At 37.1% G+C, this 25,600-nt stretch carries 26 protein-coding genes; all 26 read right to left on the bottom strand.

Translation table 11 applies throughout. The features are described from left to right. Nucleotides 1-3: 3 nt before the first annotated feature. Nucleotides 4-471, bottom strand: coding sequence for a diacylglycerol kinase family protein (locus tag PRVXH_RS05780; RefSeq protein ID WP_353894357.1), 468 nt, complete (start codon nucleotides 469-471; stop codon nucleotides 4-6). Nucleotides 472-476: 5 nt separating this feature from the next. Next, the gene (gene ybeY / locus PRVXH_RS05775; RefSeq protein ID WP_353894356.1) at nucleotides 477-914 is read right to left on the bottom strand and encodes an rRNA maturation RNase YbeY; all 438 of its coding nucleotides are present in this window, start codon (nucleotides 912-914) and stop codon (nucleotides 477-479) included. A 12-nt stretch (nucleotides 915-926) separates the two neighbouring features. Next, entirely contained in the window at nucleotides 927-2,978 is a 2,052-nt protein-coding gene (locus PRVXH_RS05770) for an HDIG domain-containing metalloprotein (RefSeq protein ID WP_353894355.1), read from the bottom strand. A gap of 42 nt (nucleotides 2,979-3,020) precedes the next feature. Then, nucleotides 3,021-3,971 carry a PhoH family protein gene (locus PRVXH_RS05765; protein ID WP_353894354.1) on the bottom strand — a complete coding sequence of 317 codons (951 nt, stop codon included), beginning with the start codon at nucleotides 3,969-3,971 and terminating at the stop codon, nucleotides 3,021-3,023. A 23-nt stretch (nucleotides 3,972-3,994) separates the two neighbouring features. Next, nucleotides 3,995-5,185 carry a sporulation protein YqfD gene (yqfD, locus tag PRVXH_RS05760; protein WP_353894353.1) on the bottom strand — a complete coding sequence of 397 codons (1,191 nt, stop codon included), beginning with the start codon at nucleotides 5,183-5,185 and terminating at the stop codon, nucleotides 3,995-3,997. A gap of 21 nt (nucleotides 5,186-5,206) precedes the next feature. After that, nucleotides 5,207-5,482 (bottom strand): sporulation protein YqfC, encoded by a 276-nt coding sequence (gene yqfC / locus PRVXH_RS05755; protein WP_353894352.1) that lies wholly within the window; start codon nucleotides 5,480-5,482, stop codon nucleotides 5,207-5,209. A 105-nt stretch (nucleotides 5,483-5,587) separates the two neighbouring features. Next, nucleotides 5,588-6,085: a hypothetical protein gene (locus tag PRVXH_RS05750; RefSeq protein WP_353894351.1), complete on the bottom strand. Its 498-nt coding sequence runs from the start codon at nucleotides 6,083-6,085 to the stop codon at nucleotides 5,588-5,590. Nucleotides 6,086-6,104: 19 nt separating this feature from the next. Continuing rightward, complete coding sequence (gene floA / locus PRVXH_RS05745; RefSeq protein WP_353894350.1) at nucleotides 6,105-7,091, bottom strand: flotillin-like protein FloA; 987 nt, start codon at nucleotides 7,089-7,091, stop codon at nucleotides 6,105-6,107. Nucleotides 7,092-7,106: 15 nt separating this feature from the next. After that, nucleotides 7,107-8,411 carry an NfeD family protein gene (locus PRVXH_RS05740; protein ID WP_353894349.1) on the bottom strand — a complete coding sequence of 435 codons (1,305 nt, stop codon included), beginning with the start codon at nucleotides 8,409-8,411 and terminating at the stop codon, nucleotides 7,107-7,109. Between the two features lie 1,810 nt (nucleotides 8,412-10,221). Continuing rightward, on the bottom strand, nucleotides 10,222-10,665 hold the full coding sequence (locus PRVXH_RS05735; RefSeq protein WP_353894348.1) for a GatB/YqeY domain-containing protein: 444 nt from the start codon (nucleotides 10,663-10,665) through the stop codon (nucleotides 10,222-10,224). Nucleotides 10,666-10,695: 30 nt separating this feature from the next. Next, nucleotides 10,696-10,875 (bottom strand): 30S ribosomal protein S21, encoded by a 180-nt coding sequence (gene rpsU / locus PRVXH_RS05730; protein ID WP_353894347.1) that lies wholly within the window; start codon nucleotides 10,873-10,875, stop codon nucleotides 10,696-10,698. A 114-nt stretch (nucleotides 10,876-10,989) separates the two neighbouring features. Continuing rightward, complete coding sequence (locus PRVXH_RS05725; protein WP_353894346.1) at nucleotides 10,990-11,319, bottom strand: histidine triad nucleotide-binding protein; 330 nt, start codon at nucleotides 11,317-11,319, stop codon at nucleotides 10,990-10,992. 80 nt (nucleotides 11,320-11,399) lie between these two features. After that, nucleotides 11,400-11,894 carry a hypothetical protein gene (locus tag PRVXH_RS05720; protein ID WP_353894345.1) on the bottom strand — a complete coding sequence of 165 codons (495 nt, stop codon included), beginning with the start codon at nucleotides 11,892-11,894 and terminating at the stop codon, nucleotides 11,400-11,402. A gap of 87 nt (nucleotides 11,895-11,981) precedes the next feature. Then, complete coding sequence (mtaB, locus tag PRVXH_RS05715) at nucleotides 11,982-13,280, bottom strand: tRNA (N(6)-L-threonylcarbamoyladenosine(37)-C(2))-methylthiotransferase MtaB (protein WP_353894344.1); 1,299 nt, start codon at nucleotides 13,278-13,280, stop codon at nucleotides 11,982-11,984. Nucleotides 13,281-13,286: 6 nt separating this feature from the next. Beyond that, nucleotides 13,287-14,018, bottom strand: coding sequence for an RsmE family RNA methyltransferase (locus tag PRVXH_RS05710; RefSeq protein WP_353894343.1), 732 nt, complete (start codon nucleotides 14,016-14,018; stop codon nucleotides 13,287-13,289). Then, on the bottom strand, nucleotides 14,011-14,940 hold the full coding sequence (prmA, locus tag PRVXH_RS05705) for a 50S ribosomal protein L11 methyltransferase (RefSeq protein WP_353894342.1): 930 nt from the start codon (nucleotides 14,938-14,940) through the stop codon (nucleotides 14,011-14,013). Before prmA ends, PRVXH_RS05710 begins: the two co-directional genes overlap by 8 nt. Before the next feature lie 15 nt (nucleotides 14,941-14,955). Next, the gene (gene dnaJ / locus PRVXH_RS05700; protein WP_353894549.1) at nucleotides 14,956-16,092 is read right to left on the bottom strand and encodes a molecular chaperone DnaJ; all 1,137 of its coding nucleotides are present in this window, start codon (nucleotides 16,090-16,092) and stop codon (nucleotides 14,956-14,958) included. 87 nt (nucleotides 16,093-16,179) lie between these two features. Next, nucleotides 16,180-18,012, bottom strand: a complete 1,833-nt coding sequence (gene dnaK / locus PRVXH_RS05695; protein ID WP_353894341.1) for a molecular chaperone DnaK — start codon at nucleotides 18,010-18,012, stop codon at nucleotides 16,180-16,182. Between the two features lie 29 nt (nucleotides 18,013-18,041). Continuing rightward, nucleotides 18,042-18,623 carry a nucleotide exchange factor GrpE gene (gene grpE / locus PRVXH_RS05690; RefSeq protein WP_353894340.1) on the bottom strand — a complete coding sequence of 194 codons (582 nt, stop codon included), beginning with the start codon at nucleotides 18,621-18,623 and terminating at the stop codon, nucleotides 18,042-18,044. A gap of 16 nt (nucleotides 18,624-18,639) precedes the next feature. Further along, complete coding sequence (gene hrcA, locus PRVXH_RS05685; protein ID WP_353894339.1) at nucleotides 18,640-19,743, bottom strand: heat-inducible transcriptional repressor HrcA; 1,104 nt, start codon at nucleotides 19,741-19,743, stop codon at nucleotides 18,640-18,642. Between the two features lie 36 nt (nucleotides 19,744-19,779). Further along, nucleotides 19,780-20,898, bottom strand: coding sequence for a radical SAM family heme chaperone HemW (gene hemW, locus PRVXH_RS05680; protein WP_353894338.1), 1,119 nt, complete (start codon nucleotides 20,896-20,898; stop codon nucleotides 19,780-19,782). Beyond that, nucleotides 20,898-22,694, bottom strand: coding sequence for a translation elongation factor 4 (gene lepA / locus PRVXH_RS05675; protein WP_353894337.1), 1,797 nt, complete (start codon nucleotides 22,692-22,694; stop codon nucleotides 20,898-20,900). Before lepA ends, hemW begins: the two co-directional genes overlap by 1 nt. A 79-nt stretch (nucleotides 22,695-22,773) precedes the next feature. Next, nucleotides 22,774-22,968: a hypothetical protein gene (locus PRVXH_RS05670; RefSeq protein WP_353894336.1), complete on the bottom strand. Its 195-nt coding sequence runs from the start codon at nucleotides 22,966-22,968 to the stop codon at nucleotides 22,774-22,776. Continuing rightward, on the bottom strand, nucleotides 22,961-24,022 hold the full coding sequence (locus PRVXH_RS05665) for a stage II sporulation protein P (protein WP_353894335.1): 1,062 nt from the start codon (nucleotides 24,020-24,022) through the stop codon (nucleotides 22,961-22,963). Before PRVXH_RS05665 ends, PRVXH_RS05670 begins: the two co-directional genes overlap by 8 nt. A gap of 140 nt (nucleotides 24,023-24,162) precedes the next feature. Then, a complete protein-coding gene (gpr, locus tag PRVXH_RS05660) occupies nucleotides 24,163-25,149 on the bottom strand; it encodes a GPR endopeptidase (protein WP_353894334.1) in 987 nt (328 codons plus the stop codon). A gap of 14 nt (nucleotides 25,150-25,163) precedes the next feature. Next, nucleotides 25,164-25,490 (bottom strand): phage holin family protein, encoded by a 327-nt coding sequence (locus PRVXH_RS05655; RefSeq protein ID WP_353894333.1) that lies wholly within the window; start codon nucleotides 25,488-25,490, stop codon nucleotides 25,164-25,166. Nucleotides 25,491-25,600: the final 110 nt, after the last annotated feature.

Here is a 25,600-nt window from a genome sequence, read left to right as displayed (position 1 = left end):
AAATTATTCTCCCCCATTTATAACTAATTTTACCACCAATAATACTACCCCTACCCCTAAAAGCATCACCAAAACAACTTCCATAATAGAACCAACACCTAAAAACGGGCTGACTAGTTTTCCAATTTTATTATGGAAAATTAAAAAACCAACGACAACTGCATTAAGTGCAGAAAAAAGCACCGCAGCTGCCGCTACATTTTTAGCTATTTTTGCCAACTCGTGATATTCATCAGTTATTAAATCAATTGTTTTTTCGATTGCTGTATTCATCAACTCCATTGTTATCACCAATGTCATGCTAAATAAGAGCACTGCCCATTCAACAATTGCAAGGTTTAAGTAAAACCCTAAAAGTGTAACAATAATAGCCACTAGGCAGTGTATTCTCATGTTTAGCTGTGTTTTTAAGGCAAATGTTACACCCTCAATTGCATATTTAAAACTTCTAATAACTTTCTTTGCTGACATGTTTACTACCCCCTAAAAAGTCCCAACTCCTCCAGAACTTTTTCTTCCTTCTCCCTCATTTTTGGATTAGGCGCTTCATCGTGCTCATAGCCAGCTAGATGTAACAATCCGTGTATCGCTAAAAAAACCACTTCTCTGTCTAGGCTGTGGCCATACTTTTTAGCTTGTTCACGAGCCTTGTCTAAAGAGATATAAATCTCTCCTAAAAACTCATCGTCCAGACCTGTTTCGAGAGGAAAGGATAACACATCAGTGGGCTTATCCTTTCCTCTAAATTTTTCATTTAAATGTTTAATGAATGGATTGTCTACAAAGATTATGTTAACCTCTTTGTTGGATACATTCTCCATTTTACTGATAACTGAGCAGGCGTGTAGAATATAATCTTCTATATTGTTATCAAGATGTAGTTCCTCTAGTGCTTCGATATTTGCATCAATCATTTTGTCACCTCATTAACTAGGATAGTTTATTCTTTTATGGAAAAATCCTTGTAAAACCTCTACAAATTTTTTTTCTATTGTAGCAAGCTCTTTAAATGTTATGTTGCACTCGTCTAATTGTCCTTCTTCTAACTTCATGTTAATAACTTTTTTGATTATTTCTATTATATGCTTTGTATCATGTTCTTTGATAGATCTAACTGCAGCTTCCACAGAGTCTGCTAGCATTATTATAGCAGCTTCTTTAGTTTGTGGTTTAGGACCGTTATATTTAAACAAAGCTTCATCAACATTTTCATCAATGTTTTTGGCCTTATGATAAAAATAGCTGATTTTGGTCGTTCCATGATGTTGAGATATCAAGTCCTTTATTATAGGTGGAAGCTTATACTTATTAGCCATTTCTTCACCATCTGATACGTGTTGAAGTATAATCCTGCTGCTATATTTGGGGTCATAACTATCGTGAGGGTTTTTCTTTCCCAGTTGGTTTTCTATAAAAGCAAACGGTCTGTTTATCTTTCCGATGTCATGATAATAAGCACCCACTCTAACTAAAAGCGAGTCGGCCCCCACCTCATTTGCTGCAGCTTCAGCTAAGTTCCCAACTACAATACTATGGTGATAAGTCCCTGGAGCTTCAATTAGTAACCTCTTAAGGGCGCCGTTATTAGGATTAGACAACTCCAACAAACGAATGGAAGTAGTTATGCCAAATATATTTTCAAAAAACGGTAAGATTCCGATAACCAGCACACTTGCAATCAACCCATTTAGCATGCCATATAGTATATCCATAGAAATTGTTTTTATCATATCAGTGCTTCCCTGAAACGCGCCTGTTAGTAAGGTTAAAGAAAGTACTATCAGCATGTTTGATATAGCTACAATCGCACCTGCACGGGTTAGATCAGAGCGTTGGGTCACCTTGCGTACAGAATAAATTCCTACCATACCACTTAGTAAAGCAAAAACGACAAAAACAAAATTATTCCCTGTTATGATTCCAATAAAAATGGCTAATGCTATGTTTACTATATGAGCAAGATTTGAGTTAAATACTATCGCTATTAAAATTGGAGCCATGGCCATAGGTATCAAAAACCCTGAAAACATCCCAAATATCTTGCTGATAAATAACGCTGTGCAGAAAATCAGAGAAAGAAGTAATAGGTCATTTGAGTTTTTCCATATTTGTTGTTCATTAAAGTAAAGGTAAAGCGCTATAGAACCTAATACCAACATAATAACTAAACCTAGGCCTGCATAAAAGTTAATATCTTGTGTTGATGCTTCTTGTAGGCCAAGGCTTTCTAATTGTGAAATATGGTGCTCAGTAACTACTTCACCCTTATCTACAATTTTTGAATCTTTTAGGATCTTTATCTCCTCTACCTGTTCTTTTGCTTCTTCACGGCTAAGTTTTGTATCCTCATGAGAAAATTTTAGGTTGCTTTCCACATAATTTAAAATAAGGTTAGTGAGCGCCTGTTGCTGACCTGCAGTTATACTTTCAAAATCAAGTTTTTCTTCTATGTTTATTTTGGCCCCATCTACATCATCCACTTTAATGCCTTGTTTAAGCTCAGATTCCAAAGTGACTAAAGAAAACTCAAAAAGCTCCTCTCTTTTATCAGAGCTCATATTCACCAAGCTACTTATCTCATTATCTGTTAATATTTCCCTAAGTAGCTCTAAAGAGTCATCCTCACTATCTAAATAATCCTCAGTTGTAGATAGCTTCTCTATGTTTGAGAAGTGTTTACTAAGCTCACTAACTGACGACTCCACCGATGCTTGATCCAAGGTGTAAACATCAGGCACTTGGTCAGCTACTTGCTTGCGAGCCTTTTCTGTAGCATAATGGTCTACAGCTGTCCTAGGGGCATATATCGTTTCAGGTGAAACTTGTCCTACTGACAAGGAGTACTTCTGCGGAAGAAGCCCCCAGGCGAGAATTACGTAAGTTAATATAACCCCAATTACAACAACGAAAGTTTTACATATAACAGACCTTTGAAAATTAAACATCCCAATCCCTGTCATCCGTCGTAAGTTATTCATTAATTTTCCCCACCTTTTTATTCAAACAAGCTTTGTATTAGCTTAACTTGTTTCTGCGCTATCATATGCGTTTATAATCTCTGAAACTACAGGATGTCTTATTATATCCTCTGCTTTTAGGTACACAAAGCCAATGCCATTTACATCCTTAAGTATGCCGCTGGCATGCATAAGTCCGGAGGACTTGCCATCCGGCAGGTCAGTCTGCGTTATATCTCCTGTGACTATGGCTTTTGACCCAAAACCAAACCTTGTTAAAAACATCTTCATTTGCTGAGAGGTTGTGTTTTGGGCCTCGTCTAAAATAATAAAGGCATCATTTAGGGTCCTCCCCCTCATATAAGCTAAGGGAGCAACCTCTAAAATCCCTTTTTCCATATAGCGTTCAAATGATTCTAATCCCAGCATTTCTACTAAAGCATCGTAGAGAGGCCTAAGATAAGGATCTACTTTTTCCTGAAGATCTCCAGGTAAAAATCCTAAGTTTTCTCCTGCCTCTATAGCCGGTCTAGTTAAGATAATTCTTTGAACTTCTTTGTCTTTTAATGCTTTAACTGCACAAGCAATAGCAAGGAATGTCTTACCAGTACCAGCAGGGCCTATACCAAAAGTAATATCATTTTTTTTGATAGTGTTTATGTAGTATTTTTGCCCTTTAGTTTTTGGCCGAATAGCCTTTCCTTCAAAAGTGCGAAGAATTTCTTCATTTAGTTTTTCCATATTTATTTTATCACCTTTTTTATGTGAAAGCAGTATATAGTTAAATTGCTGTTCATCAAAGTATTCATCAGCTTCTATTATGGAGATAAGCTCGCTTAAAATTTGAGCGGTCTTTTTGGCGTCAGCATTCTCACCTTTAATTTTTATTCCCTTATCATACGAATCTATTTGAACATTAAACTCTTGTTCTAGACGTTCTAAATAGAGGCAATTTGCTCTCATAAGGCCTTGTAGTTGTTTATAGTCTTCTATAGCTAATTTTTCTATGTGCAATTAAAAACCTCCCTATTTTTGTATTACTCCTCTAACTTTATAATCGAATCTTTTCTTATATCTTCTATGGTTTCTAAAACAACGCTTACCTTAACTTTATCATCTGACTTTTCTATTATGTGTATAATCTTATTTTCTATCTCAATGCCCTTGGGGATGCCATGCTTTGCTGCTCGGTACGCCCTTTTTGCTGCTACATCTACAATCTCATCATTGGTATATGTTACATCTACACCGCTATAATTTGTATAAGAGTTTGTAATTAAATTAATCGGAAATTCTAACCCTCTCCATTTTAAAGGTTGTGTGACAACTGTTCTTTTATAATAATCTTTTAGATCATAAGTTTGTCTAGATGGGATTTTTATATTCCATCCAAATATATTTAGGTGTTGTTTTTTTATTTGTTCATCAGTTTCCTTTAAAACTAACTCATTTTGATAGGCCTCTCCTGTCGCTTGATACCAGACCCTGGCCTCAACTATTCCTAAAGAACGAACTAACATATGAGTCCTAGTGTCCTCATTGAATAATTCGCCACTAATTATAGTTTCTCCTTCTGTTACGACGTCTCCTTCTTCCACAACAGATTCTCCTGACAAAACTAAAAGTTTTGTAATCAATCCATCTTTTTTAGCTACTATATCGGTGGGGGAATGGTCATACTCTTCTGGCAGATCTTTTTCTACTAAGTTTACTACAACTCTGGTTCCTTGTATTTCAATTGAGGTCCAAGCTATGCGGGGAAAAGTTATCAGAATCTGATGTTCGATATCGTCTATGTCTAAAAAAGGATGAAAAGCTCCTCTTTGTAAATTCTGTGACTCTAAAAACTCGTTAAACTTAATTTCATCGATTTCTTCTAACCCACTTACATCAACAAATAAAACAAATTTAGAAGATATATATAAGACTATTATAAAGAAAAGTATTCCAAATGCAAATACTTTTCTTCTACGTAATTTATTTAACTTAAATGGCAAGCCCCTTTTTTCTTTAATTCTCATCTTGCAACCTGTTTTTCGGCATACGGGCCATAAAGCTTTATACCCATCTATGCCTATCTTTAACGTAATACTATTTTTATGTCTTTTAATATCCCACAAATAAATTTTTCTAGTTATCGCCATGTTCAAAAACTTTTCGGTAAACTTCCCATAAACCTCTACCACTAAATAACCCTTAAGTAGATTAATTAACTTGAATAAAAACAATGATAGCTTCCCCCTTCACTTTTATGATTTAAACTGTATTGACTCAATCTCTCCATCTATAAATATATCTTCGCTAAATATATTTTTAAGCATTAGGTTTTCACCAATTATATGCAACTCTCCACGATTCACGCTTACTCTAATTAGATTTTCTTGGTATTCAATTATCCCTCGATGGTTTTCTATATAGACCTGCATAGTTCCTATTAATATTATTCTTGGCATATCTAGTAAAATGTCCTTCGGAATATCAAAAAACTCAGCAAAACCTTTTTTTACAATATTTGTGCGACCCAAATTTGCCACCTCCTAACTCTTGTTTAAAATTTATGCTAGGAAGTAATAGTCTATAACAACAAAAAAAGGTTTTAGGAACAAAATTCCTAAAACCTTTTTATTAGGTTATCTTCTGTGCTTGGGCTTTTTTAAAACCTCGGACATAATTATTCCATTAACCAGCTGTCTTCTTTCAGTGAACAAATTCCCCACATTATTTGAAGCGCCTATTTCGCCTTCTTTAATGGAATCTCCAATAGCTGCTCCTAATCCTCTTTTTTTACTTCCGCCCTGTAACTGCTCTACTTTTCTTCTTTTTTCTTTAAGCTCTTCTTTTTGTTTTTCTATTTTAGTTTCCCTTGACTGCTTATATTCTAGAGCTTCTGCTTGACTTAATTCCTCTTTTTGTTGGTTCTCTTGGCGTATAGTAGAGCGTCTGCGATTTTCTTCTCTTAGGGATTCTTCATATTCTTCACCGTGGTCGGTGTAGTGTCGTCTGTGCATCGGTATGCCGAGATCTTTTAACTTTCTTTCCTGCCGCTGCTGCTGTTGCTTTTTTACCTGACTATTAGTTCTTATCACAACAGAAACAATAATAAAGATTAACGCTATGAGTGCTTCCATGGTATAAAACACCTACCTTTTATTTATTTTTATCCTCGGAACCACTCATCTTAGATATAGAACTTCTCATGTCGGTATCTGCACCGATATTTTTCAAGTTGTAATAGTCCATTACACCTATTTTACCTTCTCTTAAAGCCTGAGCCATAGCTAGTGGAACTTCAGCTTCAGCTTCAACAACTTTGGCACGCATTTTTTGTACATTAGCTTTTTGCTCTTGTTCCTGTGCAACTGCCATCGCTCTTCTTTCCTCTGCCTTAGCTTGCGCAATTTGCTTATCAGCTTCAGCTTGATCAGCTTGAAGAGTTGCCCCGATGTTTTTACCTACATCAACATCCGCTACATCTATTGATAAAATTTGAAAAGCTGTACCGGAATCTAATGAGCGGTTTAATACCGTTTTAGAAATAGTGTCTGGGTTTTCCAACACAGTCTTATGACTCTCTGAAGAACCTATAGTGGTTACTATTCCTTCACCAACTCTGGCGATAATAGTCTCTTCGCCAGCACCACCTACAAGCCTGTCAATATTTGCTCTAACAGTCACCTTAGCTCTTGCTTTTACTTCGATCCCATCTTTTGCTACAGCTGCAACTACAGGCGTTTCAATAACTTTTGGGTTTACACTCATCTGAACAGCTTGAAGAACATCTCTACCTGCTAAGTCAATAGCAGCTGCCCTTTCAAACTCAAGCTCTATATCAGCTCTTTGAGCGGCTATTAGAGCATTTACAACCCTATCTACGTTACCACCTGCTAAGTAGTGACCCTCCAACTTGTTGGTATTTAATTCAAGACCACCTTTTGTAGCTTTTATTAGCGGTTGTACAATTCTAGCAGGAATAACTCTTCTAAATCTCATTCCGATAAGATTGAAAAATCCTATCCTAACTCCCGCAGCTTGAGCTGAAATCCACAGTCCAATCGGTATAAACGATAAAAAGACTGCTAAAAAGATAACAACAATAGCTGCTATCACCAAGAAAAACGCAATCTCAGGTCCCATAATAAAATCCTCCTTTTAATTATTTATTTTTTTAACTACTATGCTATTACTGCCAACTTTAATAACTTTTACTTCTTCGTTGGCTGATATATAACCACCTTCAGTCACCACATCAAAGCGTTTCCCATCAATTTCAGCGCTGCCAGTGGGTCGTAAAGGTGTTATGGCAACTCCAGCTTTCCCAAGTAAATCGTCGTATTTAGAGGATGCTACATAGCCTTTATCGACATCCTCACGGTCGCTAAGCACAAAGCGTTTGATGACATTTGATTTTGATAAAAACTTCCAAGACCCCGCTAAGATGATAATTGTAAATGGAATACTCAAAGCTAAAATTAGAAGTCCATCTGTAAAAGTTTCCGCTGTTAGGATTATACTAAGAACTATCAGCGCAATACCTCCAATACCTAGTATTCCAAAACCTGCAGCAAAAATGTCAGCAACAATCATAGCAATACCTATGATGAAGGCAACTATATATTCCCATTGTGCTAGACCAGCAATTAGGTGTCCTGCAAAAAATAGCACAAAGCATGCGATACCAGTTATACCAAAAAATCCAAACCCAGGGCTAATGATTTCTATAAAAATAGTCGCCATTCCTATAGAAAGTATAATAGCTCCTACATGGGGGCTAGTTATAAATCTTGCAAACCTTTCCGCCCAGGCTTCGGTAAATTCCACAACGCTATGATTTCCATACCCCAAGTCCTGTAGCATTTGAGCGCGAGTTCCATATTCCCCTTCTGCGTAACCATGTTCAAGCGCCTGCGATGTGGTTAAGGTAAGGAGCTGACCAGCTTCAACTAAGTTATCAATCTGTTTTTCTCTTCGCACCATAGCAGAAGCTATTTCAGGATCTCTATCGTTTCTTTTAGCTAAAGCCCTCATCGCTCCATCCCAGTCAGAGATAACTTTTTCATCAGCGGGTTGATTGCCAGCTATTACTTCTGCATCACCCATTGTGGCTGCATCTGTCATATATATTGCATCTGCCGCTAAAGCAATAAAAGCGCCAGCAGAGATAGCAGAGTTGTTTACATATGCATAAACTGGAATCTCAGAATTTAGAATTAAATCTCTAATTTCTTTAGCTCTTCTTACATATCCACCTGGTGTATTAAGCTCTAAAATTATTAGGTCAGCATTTTTCATTTCTGCCTCATTAAAAGCTCTATTTAAAGTGCGTGGCAAAGCATTATCTATTGTATCCTCTATAGTCACTACATAAACTATGTCTTTTGTCTCTCCGTTAGCTACGCCCCCTATACATATAAAAAACATCAAAGTAAGCAGCGTTATTGTTATTATCCGTTTCATTTTAGTCCCCCCTTTGTTATACATTTTAAAGGTTACAAGGTTATACTATTATGTATATTTCTATCCTGTGTATAATAATTCCTTTAATTATAATTATTGTTTACTAATTTTTTAAAAAAATGTTTTGGATAACTAATTTAAAAAGCTGGGACAAAACCCATCAGCGGAAAGTTGGTTAGTCGGCAGGAGTTTAAAGGCGAATTTACAATTTACAATTGACAATTTACAATTAAGAGATAGTAATAAGTGATGTGAGGTTGGAGGTTGGAGGTTGGTAGTAAAGTACATAACACCCTATGACCTTAGTAACAGCAAGGTTTTGGTGGTCACTGCCACATTGGATAGCCATTTGCTGATGGGTTGACACAGTGGTCAACCCCTACCTCTTCGAGGGGGAGACTTAAGACATGGCTATCTCGCATTCCTGTCTCCTGCTTTGCCCGCTGAAGGTGCTCGTAATATTATTTTAGGGTTTGATTGGTGGGAAGCCCCTGTTTTAATTCGCTTTCTAAATTCCACTTTGCTAGCGAGTCTACTTCTAGGAGTGAGGAGTCTTTTATTTTTAACCTAATGACTTCTGCTGGAGCACTGCAGTGCTCCCTTACAAAACATTTATTTTTAGACCCAGCAGAATAAGCAAGTTTATACGTTTTCGCGGCCAATTTTTTAATATTGGTTCTACTTTAGGGTTAGCGGAAAGTTGGTTAATGGGCAGGAGTTCAAAGGCGAATTTACAATTTACAATTGACAATTTACACTTAAAAGATAGTAATAAGTGATGTGAGGTTGGAGGTTGGTAGCAAAGTACATAACACCCTATGACCTTAGTAACAGCAAGGTTTTGGTGGTCACTGCCACATTGGATAGCCATTTGCTGATGGGTTGACACAGTGGTCAACCCCTACCTCTTCGAGGGGGAGACTTAAGACATGGCTATCTCGCATTCCTGTCTCCTGCTTTGCCCGCTGAAGGTGCTCGTAATATTATTTTAGGGTTTGATTGGTGGGAAGCCCCTGTTTTAATTCGCTTTCTAAATTCCACTTTGCTAGCGAGTCTACTTCTAGGAGTGAGGAGTCTTTTATTTTTAACCTAATGACTTCTGCTGGAGCACTGCAGTGCTCCCTTACAAAACATTTATTTTTAGACCCAGCAGAATAAGCAAGTTTATACGTTTTCGCGGCCAATTTTTTAATATTGGTTCTACTTTAGGGTTAGCGGAAAGTTGGTTAATGGGCAGGAGTTCAAAGGCGAATTTACAATTTACAATTGACAATTTACACTTAAAAGATAGTAATAAGTGATGTGAGGTTGGAGGTTGGTAGCAAAGTACATAACACCCTATGACCTTAGTAACAGCAAGGTTTTGGTGGTCACTGCCACATTGGATAGCCATTTGCTGATGGGTTGACACAGTGGTCAACCCCTACCTCTTCGAGGGGGAGACTTAAGACATGGCTATCTCGCATTCCTGTCTCCTGCTTTGCCCGCTGAAGGTGCTCGTAATATTATTTTAGGGTTTGATTGGTGGGAAGCGTTTTTGAACCATGTGAAGGGTTTTATGGCTTTGGGCCATCCCTAACTGGTTTGCAGAGACAGTGATCCATCATAACCAAATAGGGGACTCTCATCCATCTGGGGTTCGTTGTGTGGGGCCTGCGCCCTTGCGGGCTAGATCCTTCGGCGTGGCTCAGGACGACGTTGTCGCTTTCCACTTTCCACTTTCCACTTTAAGTAAAAAACGGTTCCAATCAACAAAATGATAGGAACCGTTTTTTTGTTTTGGCTGGATTTGTCCCAGCCTCTTTTTGATTTAATTAAGTTTATTGCTCACAATCTGGCTTACTAGTTTTCCGTCTGCTCTGCCTTGTAGCTTAGGCATCACTGCAGACATCAACTTGCCCATTTCTTTTTTTGAAGAAACACCAGTTTCGGCTATTGTATTATCAATTATACCTTCAATTTCCTCTTCAGTTAATTGCTCAGGAAGATAGGATTGGATTATCTCTATCTCTCTTTTAAGCTTTTCAACTTCTTCAGGTCTATCTGCTTTGGTATAATCTTCTACAGATTCGCGGCGTTTTTTCATTTCCTTGTTAAGTATTTGAAACGACTCATCGTCATTAAGTGGAGTACCTTTATCTATTTCAGCATACTTCAACTCAGAACGAATCATTCTTATTACTGTGAGGGCAAACTTATCTTTGCTTTTCATGGCAGTCTTCATATCATCTGTCAAACGTTCTACCAAACTCACGATTACTTCCTCCTTCAGCACTAAGCTAAATTAGAACCGTTTCTTCTTTTTGCGAGCTGCCTCTGACTTCTTTTTACGTTTTACACTTGGTTTATCGTAAAATTCTCTTTTACGAGCCTCTGATAGTATTCCCGAGCGTTGGCATGTACGTTTAAACCTTCTTAAGGCGTTGTCAAGTGATTCATTTTTGCCAATTTTAACTTCAGCCACTTAGCTTCCCTCCCCTCGTACTACCACACTAAATAATTAAGCTTTGGGTAAACCCATAGCATAACAATTCTATTATACAAAATACTTTAGATACTGTCAATTATCACCTGTTAATTAACCTGGTGGCCATTTGAGTTTTCTCTTACCTAAAAGGTGAAAGTGCAGGTGGTCTACAGTTTGTCCACCAAAGTTGCCGCAGTTGTTCACAATCCTAAAACCTTCGTCTAAGTTTAGTTGCTTTGCTATTTCTTTTATTGCATCAAAAATTTTGGCTACATCTTCTGAGGGGGTCTTTTGTATATTAGGATAGTGATCTTTAGGAATAATCAGAACGTGGACAGGAGCTTGTGGTTCGATGTCATTAAAAGCTAAAACATCATCATTTTCATAAACCTTATCAGTTGATATTTCCCCTTGCACTATTTTACAAAAAAGACAAGACACAAAGTCACCCCCTTACGATGCATTGTATATTATATTCGCGTGTTAAATTAATTTTTCCTGCTTCTAAAAGATAAATTCATCTATCTTGGGTTTACTTTAACGCTGATATCATCTTGCTTATTGCCTTTAGAATCATAAAAGTTCCAGTTTATTGCGTTGACATTTATATCCTTTGATTGTGGTATAACATAGACTTGATAAGCATCTTTTTTGTCGGAGCAAACTATGTTGTAGACTTTTTCTCCAAACTCGTTTACATTTTCAACAAAACTTCGGATATCAAAATTGACAGCGAAGACCGCTATTTGGTTATTGTCATCAAAGGAATAGTCTGGGTGAGGCAAATCCCTTTCGTTAAGAAACTTTACCCATGTATCTAGATTATCTATCACAACAAGTTCTCTATGTAGTGGGATTTTACCTTGGTCAACATTAACGGCGTAAATCATTTCACCATCTACTGGATAAGATGCTTTGTTTGTAACAGTGTCATATAAAGTTATTGCAACTAAAAGACAAATTAAAATAGCAAGTGGAAAAAGTCTTTTTCTTTCAAAGATAAAAATCTTTGTCATGTGAATATCCTCCCATAAATCCTCTAAATTATTTATTATCTGAGGTATTTTTTTATTTTCCACTATACTATATGAATTTACTGTCTTTTACATTCCTTTTATCTCACCAAAAACTCCATCATCTTGCAAATCCTTTATGGACACACTCCTTAAGTCACCTATAATATCTTTTTTCTTTGCACAATATACCTTTATATAATTAGAACTGTGCCCAAAGACCCAACCATTAGAATGCTGTTCAAATAACACGTCTAATTCTTTTCCGATGAACTTTTGGTTATACTCTTCTTTCAATTCGTTGGCTAGTGCAGTAAGTTTTTTCGAGCGTATATCTTTTATGTCTGACGGTACTTGGTTAGACATCTTGCTTGCCTTAGTTCCTTCTCTTAATGAATACTTAAATACATGAATGTCGCTAAACCGTACTTTTTTAACAAGTTCTATGTTTTCATCAAAATTATCTTCACTCTCCGAAGGAAATCCCACCATGATATCAGTTGTTATAGCGGCATCTTTTTTTATGCTACGAACCTTGTTTATGATATTTAGATAGAACTGAGAGTCATACTTTCTGCCCATTTTTTCTAAAATAGCATCACTTCCATTTTGTAATGGGATGTGAAAATGGTTACAAAGGTTAGGTGATGCTTCAATTGCTTTAAGTAAGTCTTCATCAAAATCTGTTGGCTCTACTGAGCTTAGGCGAACTCTTTTTAAACCTTCTACTTCACCTAATCGGTTAACCACATCAGCTAAAGAAGTGGCGTTATCATTATCTCTTCCGTATGACCCTAAGTGAATGCCGGTTAGCACAACTTCTTTAAACCCCTCATCAATTAATTTTTTTACATCATCTAAAACTTCATCTAAAGGCTTACTCCTAATGGGGCCTCTAGCAAAAGGAACGATGCAGTAAGTGCAAAAGTTATCGCATCCTTCTTGGATTTTTAAAGTGGCCCGCTTTCTTTTTCTTTCTGCAGGAATAGGTAAGTTGTAAAATTCACTTAAGTTCTGCCTTGGTGATACCATAATTTTATCTTCTGATTTTTCCTTTTGATTAACTAAATCTACTATCAAATGTTTTTTGTCATTGCCGACGATTAAGTCAACACCTGGTATTTTTGCTACCTCTTCGCTGGCAGTTTGAGAGTAGCAACCTGTCACAACTACCAAGGAATCAGGTGCATTGCGAACAGCTCTTCGTATCATTTGTCTGGATTTTCTACTTCCAGCTTGTGTTACAGTGCAGGTGTTAATAACATAAACAGATGCTTTATCGGTAAAGTCTACAACAAAATAACCGTGCTGTTTAAATAGCTGTGCTAAGCTATCTGTTTCGTCTTGATTTACTTTACATCCTAGTGTATAAAAAGCAACCTTTGACATTAATTGTTAACCTCCTAGCTCGCCTAAAGCGTACATTACTACTGTTGTTGCTGATATTGCAGCAGTTTCTGCCCTTAATATTCTTTTTCCTAAAGATATAGTGTGATGACTTTTAAACCTCTGGATTTCTTCACCTGCAATACCACCTTCGGGGCCTATAAACAAAATTAGTCTACCTTTTGTCTTTATCTTACAAGGATCTAAACTTGCTTTTTTCTCTTTTTCCCATGGTATAATCAGTGAGTCTTTAGCGTCGATTTCATCGCAAAAAGAGGTTAGCCCTTTAAAAATTTTAATGTTAGGCACCTTTAGCCTACCACATTGCTCTGTAGCTTCTTTACTTATCTTTTGAAGCCTTTCTACTTTTTTTGCGATCTTTTTATCGTCCATTTTTGCTACGGTTCTATCGGTAATTACAGGCCAAATATGGTTAACTCCTAGTTCAGTAGCTTTTTGTACTACCAACTCATTTTTATCGCCTTTAAGGTAACCAAATGCTAAAACTACATCAGTTTGAGGCTCAACTTCAGATGTTTCACATTTTGATAGAATTTTTAACGAGACAGTTTTTTTATCAACGGAAATAACCGAGGAAAGAAATTCCCCGGCTTCATTAAAAACTTTTATGTTATCCCCTTTGGTTAGTCTCAAGACTTTACAAATGTAATGAGAGTCCTCTTTTGTTAGCTCTAATAACTTATCTACATATAACTTTTCTTCAACATTAATCCTAAACATCGCTCCACCTCTGAGCTGTTATGCATACCCAGTCACCGTCTGTATCTATATCTTTAATAGTATATCCATTTTTATTAAGACTTTCTACAACTTCTTTTTGCCTAGGCAAAATAATACCCGAAAGAACTAAGTGGCCATCTTCCTTAATGTACCGGCTTATATTTGGTAAAATACTCAAAATAACATCTGCAATGATATTTACTATCACTAGGTCAGCCCTTAAAGTATCTAAATCATCTAAACTTCCCCGGATAAACTTTATGTTTTCGCAGTTATTAAGCTTTAAATTTTGCTTAGCTACTCTAATAGCAGTAGAGTCAACGTCAAGCCCTATAACGTCGTGGGCTCCATGTTTAGCAGCGGTTATAGATAGAACTCCAGAACCACAACCAACGTCTAAGACCTTGTCGTCTGTCTTTATTAGCTCTGTTATCTTATTTAAGCACATGGCGGTTGTAGGATGGGTTCCAGTCCCAAAAGCCTGACCTGGGTCAAGTTCCACAACAACAGCTTTTGACTTGGGTTCATAACTTTCCCACGGAGGCTTTATAATTAAATTAGGAGCAACTTCCACAGGCTTAAAATACTGTTTCCAGTGATTTTCCCAATCACTTTCTGATAGTTGTGAAGTGGTCACTTTGCTTTCATCAGTTTTTTCGCAGTGCAATTGTACAAAGGTTTTAATTGCAGATAATGTATCGAAAACTTGGTTATCCATTGGAAGGTAACACTTAACAACTATGTTTTCACTTAAATCTAGTAGCTGTTCACTATACGCATCCCACTTGTTATCTTCAATATAACTTTCAATGGTAGAAGGATCTTCTATCACAACTCCCCCTATCCCCAGCTCATGAATATAGTTATTTAAAACTTCTAATTCTTCTGTATCAGTTACTATTTTAACCTCTAACCACTCCACTACCAAAACACTCCTTTATTTGAAAGCGTCTTTCACTCTACTGATAAAACCTTTATCTGTTTCATCAATTTTTTCTCCACGAAGCTCTGCAAGTTGCTGTAACAGATCGCGCTCTTCTTTACTTACTTTTTTAGGTATAGTCACCTTAACCTTTACATGATGGTCACCACGACCACTTCCGCGAAGGTATGGTATTCCTTTATTCTTCAACTTAAACACAGTACCGCTTTGTGTTCCTGCAGGTACTTTTAATTTACCTTTGCCATCTAGTGTGTCAACCTCTATTTCCACTCCTAACGCTCCTTGAACATAGCTAATTGTTTCTTCGCTAAGCACTTGGTTATCTCGGCGTTTAAACTTAGGATGAGGCTTAACACCTAAGTATACATAAAGGTCTCCTGATGGTCCACCTTTGTTGCCTGGCTCTCCTTCGCCGCTGACACGTAGCCTAGATCCGTGATCAACTCCTGCAGGTATGTTAACATTTATAGTTTTTCTTTTGCGATATTTACCTTGACCGTTACACTCTGTACAAGGATCTTTTATTTGAGTACCTTCTCCCCCACATGTAGGACAAGGACTGGAGCTTACAAACTGGCCAAGGGGGGTGTTTTGTGTTCTTCTAACTTCTCCACTTCCATTACAAGTAGAACAGTGCTTAATAGAATCTTCTGATTTGGCCCCTGTGCCTCTACATTTATCGCAACGTTCCATTTTTTCGACTTCAATATTCTTTTCTACTCCGAAGGCTGCTTCTTCAAAGGTTATATTCATATCATAGCGCAAATCATTTCCTCGGGTCGGGCCGGTTCTTCGAGCAGTTCGCCCTCCAAATCCGCCCCCAAAAAAAGAGTCAAAGATGTCTTCAAATCCCCCAAAGCCCTGACCGCCAAAGCCTTGACCACCTGCACCACCAAAACCACCATCAAAGTCAGCATGACCGAATTGGTCGTATTGTTGACGCTTTTGAGGATTACTTAGCACCTCATAAGCTTCTTTAGCTTCCTTAAATTTTGTCTCTGCTTCTTTATTTCCAGGGTTAACATCAGGGTGGTATTTTCTAGCTAACTTTCTATAGGCTTTTTTAACCTCTTGTTCGCTAGCATTTTTATCTACCCCTAAAACCTCATAATAGTCTCTTTTATTCAATATGCTCACCTCTATTAACTTAAACCTCTAAGAAAAAATAACATAGTTAGGACAGAAAGTCAAAGCTATAGCTTTGACTTTCTGTTTTTATTACTTATCTTCGTCGTCTACTTCTGTAAAGTCAGCGTCAACAACATCTTCATCTTGCTGCTGGGTTTGTTCGCCGCCTTGTTGAGCTTGTTGTTCAGCAGCTTGCTGCTCATAAATTTTTGAAGATATTTTATGAAGTTCTTCTGATAGTTTGTCAGAAGCTTCTTTTATCTTGTCAGTATCTTCGCCTTTTAGAGCCTCTTTTACATCTTCCACTAGCTTTTCAATGGACTCTTTCTGCTCGTTTTCAACTTTATCACCTAGGTCTTTTAGGGTTTTTTCAGTAGTATATACTAAGTTGTCGGCATTATTTCTAATCTCTACTTGCTCTTTACGCTTTTGATCTTCCTCAGCATATTCTTCTGCCTCTTTTACCATGCGATCTATTTCTTCATCATCGATACCGCTTGAAGACTGGATTGTAATTTTTTGTTCTTTATTGGTTCCTTTATCTTTAGCAGACACGTTTACAATACCGTTAGCGTCAATGTCGAATGTTACCTCAATTTGAGGTACTCCTCTTGGCGCTGGTGGAATACCATCTAAGGTGAATCTTCCTAGAGTTTTATTGTATTGAGCCATTTCACGTTCACCTTGCAGGACATGGATGTCAACAGATGGTTGGTTGTCAGCAGCAGTTGAGAACACTTGACTCTTAGATGTAGGGATTGTGGTGTTTCTTTCAATCAGCTTGGTAAATACGCCACCTAAAGTCTCAATTCCCAAAGATAGAGGTGTAACATCTAGCAGCAGTACATCTTTAACATCACCTGCTAAAACTCCCGCTTGAATAGCAGCCCCCATAGCTACAACTTCGTCAGGATTTACTCCTTTGCTAGGCTCTTTGCCAAGCTTTTTGCTGATAGCTTCTTGTACGGCTGGAATTCTAGTTGAACCACCTACTAGGATAACTTTATCTATTTCAGAAGCTGAAAACCCTGAATCTTTAAGAGCTCTTTCTGTTGGTTTCATGGTTTTTTCCACCAGGTCAGCAGTAAGTTCATTAAACTTAGCCCTGGTTAGGCTGATATCTAAATGTTGTGGGCCATTTTCATTAGCCGAAATAAATGGCAGATTAACGTTAGTGTTTACAACATTTGAAAGCTCAATTTTAGCTTTTTCTGCAGCATCTTTCAGTCTTTGCACTGCTGTTTTATCCTTGCTTAGGTCAATCCCAGTTTGTTTTTTAAATTCAGCTGTTAAATACTCAACAACTCTTTCGTCAAAGTCATCGCCACCTAAACGATTGTTTCCGCTTGTTGCTCTAACTTCTACAACGTTTTCGCCTAGCTCAAGTACACTTACATCAAATGTTCCTCCACCTAAGTCAAAAACTAATACTGTTTGATCTTCTTCAGCTTTATCTAAACCATACGCTAGCGCTGCAGCTGTAGGCTCGTTGATTATTCTAAGTACTTCTAGGCCAGCAATTTTTCCAGCATCTTTTGTCGCCTGACGTTGGCTATCACTAAAGTATGCAGGCACTGTAATTACTGCCTGAGACACTTTATCACCTAAGTAGCTTTCAGCATCGGCTTTTAGTTTTTGCAAAGTAAAAGCTGATATTTCCTGTGGTGTGTATTCCTTATCACCAACTTTTTCTTTATGGTTAGTACCCATATGCCTTTTTACAGACGCAACTGTATTTGGGTTAGTAATGGCTTGGTTTTTAGCAGTTTGACCTACTAACCTTTCGCCATCTTTGGTAAATCCTACTACTGATGGTGTTGTTCTGCTACCTTCAGCATTTGCAATAACTGTTGGTTCTCCACCTTCCATAACGGAAATTACTGAGTTTGTTGTTCCTAAATCAATTCCAATTACTTTTCCCATATCTTTTACCTCCTAAGTTTTCGTTGTAATTATTTAGATACTTTGACCATTGATGGTCGAAGCAGTTTATCGTTAAGTAAGTAACCCTTTCGCATAACCTCTATTACAGTGTTTTCTTCGACGGTATCATTATCTTCCTGCATTACCGCCTCATGTAAGGTAGGGTCAAAGGGCTTGTTAAGGGCATCTATTTCTTGTAGTCCCTCTTTTTCTAGTGTATCAACAAGCTGTCTTAGAATCATTTCTACACCTTTACGAAAACCATCTTCTTGCTGGTTTTGTAGTGCCAATTCAAAATTATCTAGTACAGGTAGTAGCTTTAAAATTAAATCGGAATTTGCGCTTTTTATTATGTCGCTTTTCTCTTTTGTGGTTCTTTTTCTAAAGTTATCAAAATCAGCCTGCAATCTAGCAAGCTGCCCTAAGATCTGTTCGTTTTTCTCTTCTTCTCTTTTTAGATCATTTTTTAAGGACTGAATCTCAGCTTGATATTCTTGCTTAGTTTGATTTTGATTTTCATCACTATTTTCTGGCTTTTCATTCTCTGCATGCTCTTCTTTTTGCTCTTGCTGATTTTCTTCTTTTATTTCCTCTTTATTCTCTTTTGCCAAGTCTTCCACCCCTTTATTATTCAATCAGTTGGTCAAAGTTACTGGAGATATATTCTAATACCTTCATCACTTTACCATAGTCCATGCGCTGTGGCCCTATAACTCCTATTTTGCCGGTTGATATTCCGTCAATATTAAATGTTGTTGACACTAAAGAGCAATCGTGGAACTGGCTTACTATTAATTCGTTTCCAATTTTTACATTTACTCCCTCTTCTTGTGAGTTTTGCTCTAGTAAATCTAACAAAATACTATTTTGTTCTAATATACTCAGCAAACTTCTGATTTTGTTTATGTCATTAAACTCTGGCTGAGACAAAAAGTTGGAGGTTCCACCAGTTGCAACTTTGGTGTTTTGAGTCTTAAAAAGCGAAGATAGGATGCTTTCGGTAAACTCTAACAATATAGGGCTGAAGTTATAAAATTCATTTTGTATTTCGGAAACTAATTGAGCCACACTTTTGGTAAGCTTATTTCCGACTAACTTAGATCTTAAAACTTGTAAAATGATTTCTATTTCTTCACTTTTAAAAGGTGCACTAAAACGAATTTTCTTATGCTCTACGGAGCCATTTTCTGTCACAAAAAGAATCAAGCCCTCTCGGTCGGATAATTGAACATAATCTAAGTGCTTTATCTCTAGTCCTGGTCGTTCTGTACTTACAACTACAGATGTGTAGTTTGTAATTTTTGATAAGGTTGTGGCAGTATGCTCAATTAAAAGATTTAGATCACTTAACTTTTTTGAGTACATAGTCTTAAGTTTATGTGCTTCCTCTCGCTTTAACCTATCCCTCTCCATTAAATCATCTACAAAAATTCTATATCCAAGTTGGCTGGGGATTCGACCAGAGGAAGTATGCGGTTGAACTAAAAATCCTAACTCTTCTAGGTCTGCCATTTCGTTCCGTATGGTAGCTGGACTAAATCCGATTTGGTGTCTTTTAGCCAGCGTGCGAGAGCCTATAGGTTCAGCTGTGTTAATGTAGTCTAGCACAATAGCTTTTAGAATTTCCCGTTTTCTAGCACCTAAATCCACCATATAATCAACCCCCATCTTTCTTGTTAGCACTCTATAAGCTTGAGTGCTAACTATACATAAAATATCATTTTTAGCCAAAAAAGTCAACGTGTTTGGCAGAATATTTTTCCTACATTATTCAATAAAATTCCACAAATCTGCAATTATTTTATTAGAAAGCAGGTATCCATTAGCAGTAAGTTTGAGCGTACCCTTTTCATTAACTGCAAGACTGTTAGAGATAAGGTTGTCATGATAAAGGGAAAACTTTGGGCAGTTAGTAAACTGCTTTAGAGGGATCCCCATATCAGTCCGCAACTTAAGCATCACCTGTTCAAGTTTTTCTTCACTCTTTTTTAGGACCTGACTTTCCTTTATTGGCAACTTATTACCTTCTAGGGTGCTGAGGTATTCATTAAGGCTATTTGTGTTATAAAAACGTTTTTTAGCTATTTTTGAGTGACTTGCTACTCCTAAACCAAGGTAATTACCTCTATTCCAATACCCTAGGTTGTGTAAGCTTTTAAAGTTAGGTTTGCTAAAATTTGATATTTCATATTGCTTATAGCCGTAGTTTGTTAATAAGTCCACAGCTTGCAAATACTGCTTTTTGATATCTTCCTCTTTGGGCAGAGTAATTCTTCCACTATTTACCCTTTCATGTAAGGGAGTGCCTTCTTCTAGCTGTAGGCCATAAAAAGATATATGCTTTACCTCTTCATTTACTAACCTTTTTATGTCGTCTAAAATATTTGCAGTGGTTTGATTGGGCAACCCGTAGAGTAAATCCACTGAAATATTTTCAAATCCTACACCTTGGGCTAGCTGTATAGCTTTAATTGCTTCGGCAGGGGTATGTTTCCTTGAAATTAAGTCTAAAAGGCCTTGCTGTAGGCTTTGAACCCCTAAGCTGATTCTATTAATACCTATCTGTTTATAGGCATTTAACTTTTCTAGTGATATTGTTTTGGGGTTTGCTTCTATAGTCCACTCTTTAACATCAGAGATGTTTATAACTTGAGAGAGTTCTTTGAATAAATCGTGCATTAGATGTACAGGAACTAAAGTTGGGGTTCCGCCACCTATAAAGATGGTGCTTGGTTTTAAATCTTTTAGAGTTTTTTGATTTAGCGTTATTTCGTTTTTTAAGGCATTTATATATTTATCAATGGTTTTTGTGTTTGTATAGGAAACAAAGTCACAGTAAGAGCACTTAGTATTACAATAAGGAATGTGGATATATAAGCCGCTCATTACTCTAAGCGCAGCACTGCCATAAAAGCTTCTTGGGGAACTTCGACTGTTCCTAATTGCTTCATTCGCTTTTTACCTTCTTTTTGTTTTTCAATTAGCTTTCTTTTTCGAGTTATGTCCCCACCATAGCATTTGGCTAAAACATTTTTTCGCATTGCTTTTACTGTTTCTCTAGCAATAATTTTATTTCCTATGGCCGCTTGGATTGGAACCTCAAACATTTGACGTGGAATTATTTCTCTAAGCTTTGATGCTAAAGCCCGTCCCCTACTGTATGCATTATCTTTGTGCACAATAACAGATAGGGCATCAACTATCTCTTCATTAAGCTTTATATCAAGCTTAACTAATTCAGATGGTTTGTAGCCTAAAAACTCATAGTCAAGCGAAGCGTATCCTCGTGTTTTTGATTTTAAGTTATCAAAAAAGTCATATAAAATTTCACTAAGAGGTATGTCATAATGAATCATTACCCTTATGTCATCTAGATAGTCCATGGTTTTAAATGTTCCCCGTTTTTCCTGACAAATTTCCATTACTGCACCTATATAATCCTGTGGTACTATGACTGATGCTTTTACATAAGGCTCCTCTATTCTTTGTATTTCTGATCTTTCAGGCAACTGAGCAGGGTTGTCCACCTTAATCATATTTTCTTCAAGATCATATACATGATAAATAACATTTGGTGCGGTAATTATCAGGTCTAAACCATATTCTCTTTCTAGCCTTTCCTGGATAATTTCCATGTGTAGCAAGCCTAAAAAGCCACAGCGATAACCAAAACCTAAAGCTACAGAACTCTCTGGCTCATATACTAAAGCTGCATCATTTAATATCAGCTTGTCTAATGCATCCCTAAGCTCTGTATAGTCGCTGTTATCAACAGGGTAAAGGCCGCAATAGACCATAGGGTTAGCTTTTTTGTAACCTGGAAGAGGTTTATTCGCCTCTGACGATAATTTAGTTATTGTATCACCAACTCGGGTATCCTTCACTTCTTTTATGCCAGCTACAATAAACCCAACTTCTCCCGCTGAAAGCTTGTCTACAGAAACAGGGGCAGGCCTAAACTTACCGGTCTCTATTACCTCAAACGATTTTCCCGTTGACATCATTTTTATTTTTTCGCCTTTTTTGATTTCTCCTTCAACTACTTTAGTATATACAATAACCCCTTTGTAGTTATCAAAGTGGGAATCAAAAATTAAGGCTCTTAATGGTTTGTTATTCTCTGTTTCTGGAGCAGGCACATTAGTAACTACAGCCTCTAAAATGTCTTCAATGCCAATTCCCTCTTTAGCTGATGCTAATACTATAGACTCAGCGTCGACTCCTAGCACATCAACTACCTCTTTTTTTACTTTTTCGACATCGGCATTAGGAAGATCGATTTTGTTAATTACAGGAATTATTTCTAAATCGTTTTCCATTGCAAGATAAACATTTGCTAATGTTTGAGCTTCTATACCTTGAGCAGCATCCACAACCAAAATAGCTCCTTCACATGCAGCTAAACTTCTAGAAACTTCGTAAGCAAAGTCTACATGACCAGGAGTATCTATTAAGTTTAACTTATAGCTTTCACCATCTTGGGCTTTGTAATCTAATGCAACCGCCTGTAGTTTGATAGTTATTCCACGTTCTTTTTCTAGATCCATTTGATCTAATACCTGTTCAGACATCTCCCTATCTGTAAGGGTCCCTGTATGCTCTAAGATGCGGTCAGCAAGGGTGGATTTTCCATGGTCTATATGAGCAATTATTGAAAAGTTTCTTATCTTTTGTTGGTCCATCAATATCCTCCTAAGTTAAGTATGTATATAGTACAAAATTATAGCATTTGGATGGTAAATGGACAAGTGCTACCCATTTTTAATCGAATACATGTGTGTCCACAAAAGGATATTGGAATTTCCTACCCAGTATTTCTATCTGGCCGTCCCCTCTGTTTAAACGTAGTACTGCTGGCTGATCGCCATAAACTTCCTCTAAACCTGCATGGGCTAAGGTGAAAAAAGAGTAGAGAAAAAGAAGGTAAAGAAGTGCTGCTAAAACTTTTTTATTCATTTCTTTGCATAAGTCCCTCCACAATAATTTCTGCAAGAGGCTTAGTTGTTTTTATAGCCTCTTCTAAAGTATTCCAATGACCACCGATTTCTATAAGTATATTATTTTTATGAAGGTCTTGATTGTAGTTTCCAGTGGACCTAACTATTACACCACGGCTTAGACCGGGGTACTTTTGCTTGGTGACTTCATTTAGCGTGTTGGCTAGCGCATAATTTTGTCTCCAATCATCATGTCTCCCACCTACAAGGAAAAGGAGTTTGCCCATTTCTTCCCCTTGAATATCAGCTGTTGTAACCGGCCTTCCAACGCTGGAACTTTGTCCCACACCATCACGGTGTAGGTCTATTATTAGATCAAAATCATTTTCCTTAACAATTTCTTCTACTGTGGTGGCAGATTTGCGGTAAGACTCACTATGTCTTTGATTATGGTATGTTTTATCGTGTAATACATAAACGCCCATACTCTCTAACTGTTCTTTTAGTTTTTCTCCCACCTTTACGATGGTTTCATCAAACTTTTCGGTATGCGGAATGCCGCTTGTCGGCACAAAAGCTTCCGTAGTATGCGAATGGTAAATTGCCACCTTTAAATCTTCGGCGTTTATAGCAGGTTCATTCTTTTCTTCTTCCTCAGCATCGTTTTCGACAACTTCTAAAGGCTTTTTTTCAGCTGGAGTGGTAACCACAGGTTTATAGTCTAGCTGAGCAAAAGCAGGCACCTGGCTTTCTAAAAGGCTAAAAGGATTAGTTATATTTATACCTGTTGTCATACTCACTAAGCTAACTAGCAAACTATGCTCCACTATGTCTTCTTCTCGCGGCGCTACCATTTCAAAGGCAGGCACTGTTTGTAGAAGGTAGTCTTTATAAAGATGTGGATTATGAGTGTAATAATTTTGCATAACAAAAACTAGCATAAAAAAAGTTATGCCCACCGTGATTATCAGCAGTGGAATATTAACTATAGGGGATTTACTTTTAGAGTTTTTATAGGAAAATCTATTGCTATTTTTAAACTGATGAAAGCTTTGCTGATTAGTTCTTTTCATATATGTACCTCCCGCCATAAGCAAGACTTTGTCCAATTAATTCATAACTAACACATTACTATTCTAATTGAACCAAAAACATACATGAAAATTAATTGAAAGGACAAAAAAGGAGGGCACATTAGCGCCCACCTTTTAAACTAATATAAATGTTTTGTTGCATCTTGATAGTCTATCACTGGATGCAAAGCTGCGTTAATTCCGCCTGCCACAACATCACTTATATCTTCAATTAGTCTATCTATCTCTTTTGGAGTAACAATCAAAGAACCTAGATTCTGATTTAACACTTCAGCTATCAACTGCTCTTTTTGTTGCCCATCTAATGAGTTTAATGCTTGGTAAAACTGACCACCTTGACCGCCTTGGCTATTTTGAGCAACTGTATTTGTAACCATCTCGATGGTATCACTTGTTACAGTGACAGCATCTACAACAGTTGGAACACCAATTGCTATTACATCGACACCTAAATCTTCCCTTGTTATTCCCTTTCTTTTATTACCAACTCCTGAACCAGGATGTATTCCTGTATCAGAGATTTGGATTGTAGTGTTGAGCCTTGATACATCCCTTGCAGCTAGAGCATCTATGGCTATAATATAGTCGGGTTGAGTTTGCCTAACTACTCCTTCAATAACCTCACTAGTTTCAATCCCAGTTAAACCTAAAACACCTGGCGCAAGCGCCGACACTGTTTGGTAGTCGTTATTACTAAATCTTTCGGGCATCATGGATTTCAGGTGACGGGTAATAAGTAGTCTGTCGATAACTTTTGGCCCTAATGCATCTGGAGTGACGTTCCAGTTGCCTAACCCCACAATAAGAACATTCTGGTTAGGACTTGGTGGTAACATAGAGTTTAATTGTTGAGCAAAAGTTTGACTTACCCTTTCTTCAAACTCTGTGTTTTTCTTACGAAAGTCTGGCATTTCTAAAGTTATATATCTCCCCATTTGTTTGCCCATTTGTTGAGACGCCCCAGGAGTAGTTATTTCAACTCTCTTAACAAAATGGTCTTGAAAGTTTTGATCCTGTACATCCACTCCGTTGATTCCTTGGGGGTTCTGTGTTGCTACATATTCGTGAGCTTCAACTGCTAAGTCTGTCCTAAAATTAATTGTCAAAACAAATTCCTCCTTTATCTAAGTTCTGTTGGAACAAATGCATCCACTATTCCTATAATAAACGCCGCAATAAGAGCACCGAAAATAGAGACATTTAAATCAGCCACTAAAAATTGCGCTAGATATATAACAACCGCAGATGAAATAAATCCTACAATACCACGATTTTGTGGAGAAATGTTTTCACCAAATAATTTTTCCATGATATAACCTAGCACAGAAATTACTACCGCTGAAATTAAAGCTCCAACAAATCCTAAAGCCCCAAATCCCGGCAGAAAAAATCCCATGGCCATTAATACAATCGCAGAAATAATGAACCTAATTACTAATCTCAACATATTATCACCTCTAGTTTGCTTTTTTTCTAGGTTTTCCTTATAATTGATTTAGTATTCATACAGTCTTAAATTAAAAAAATAACGCATTATAAAAACTTAAAACTAAGTAT

Origin of the sequence: Proteinivorax hydrogeniformans, assembly GCF_040515995.1 — a bacterium.
Lineage (GTDB): Bacteria > Bacillota > Proteinivoracia > Proteinivoracales > Proteinivoracaceae > Proteinivorax > Proteinivorax hydrogeniformans.
Note: the sequence above shows the minus strand (reverse complement) of the source record. Positions and strands in the feature narration are given on the sequence as shown.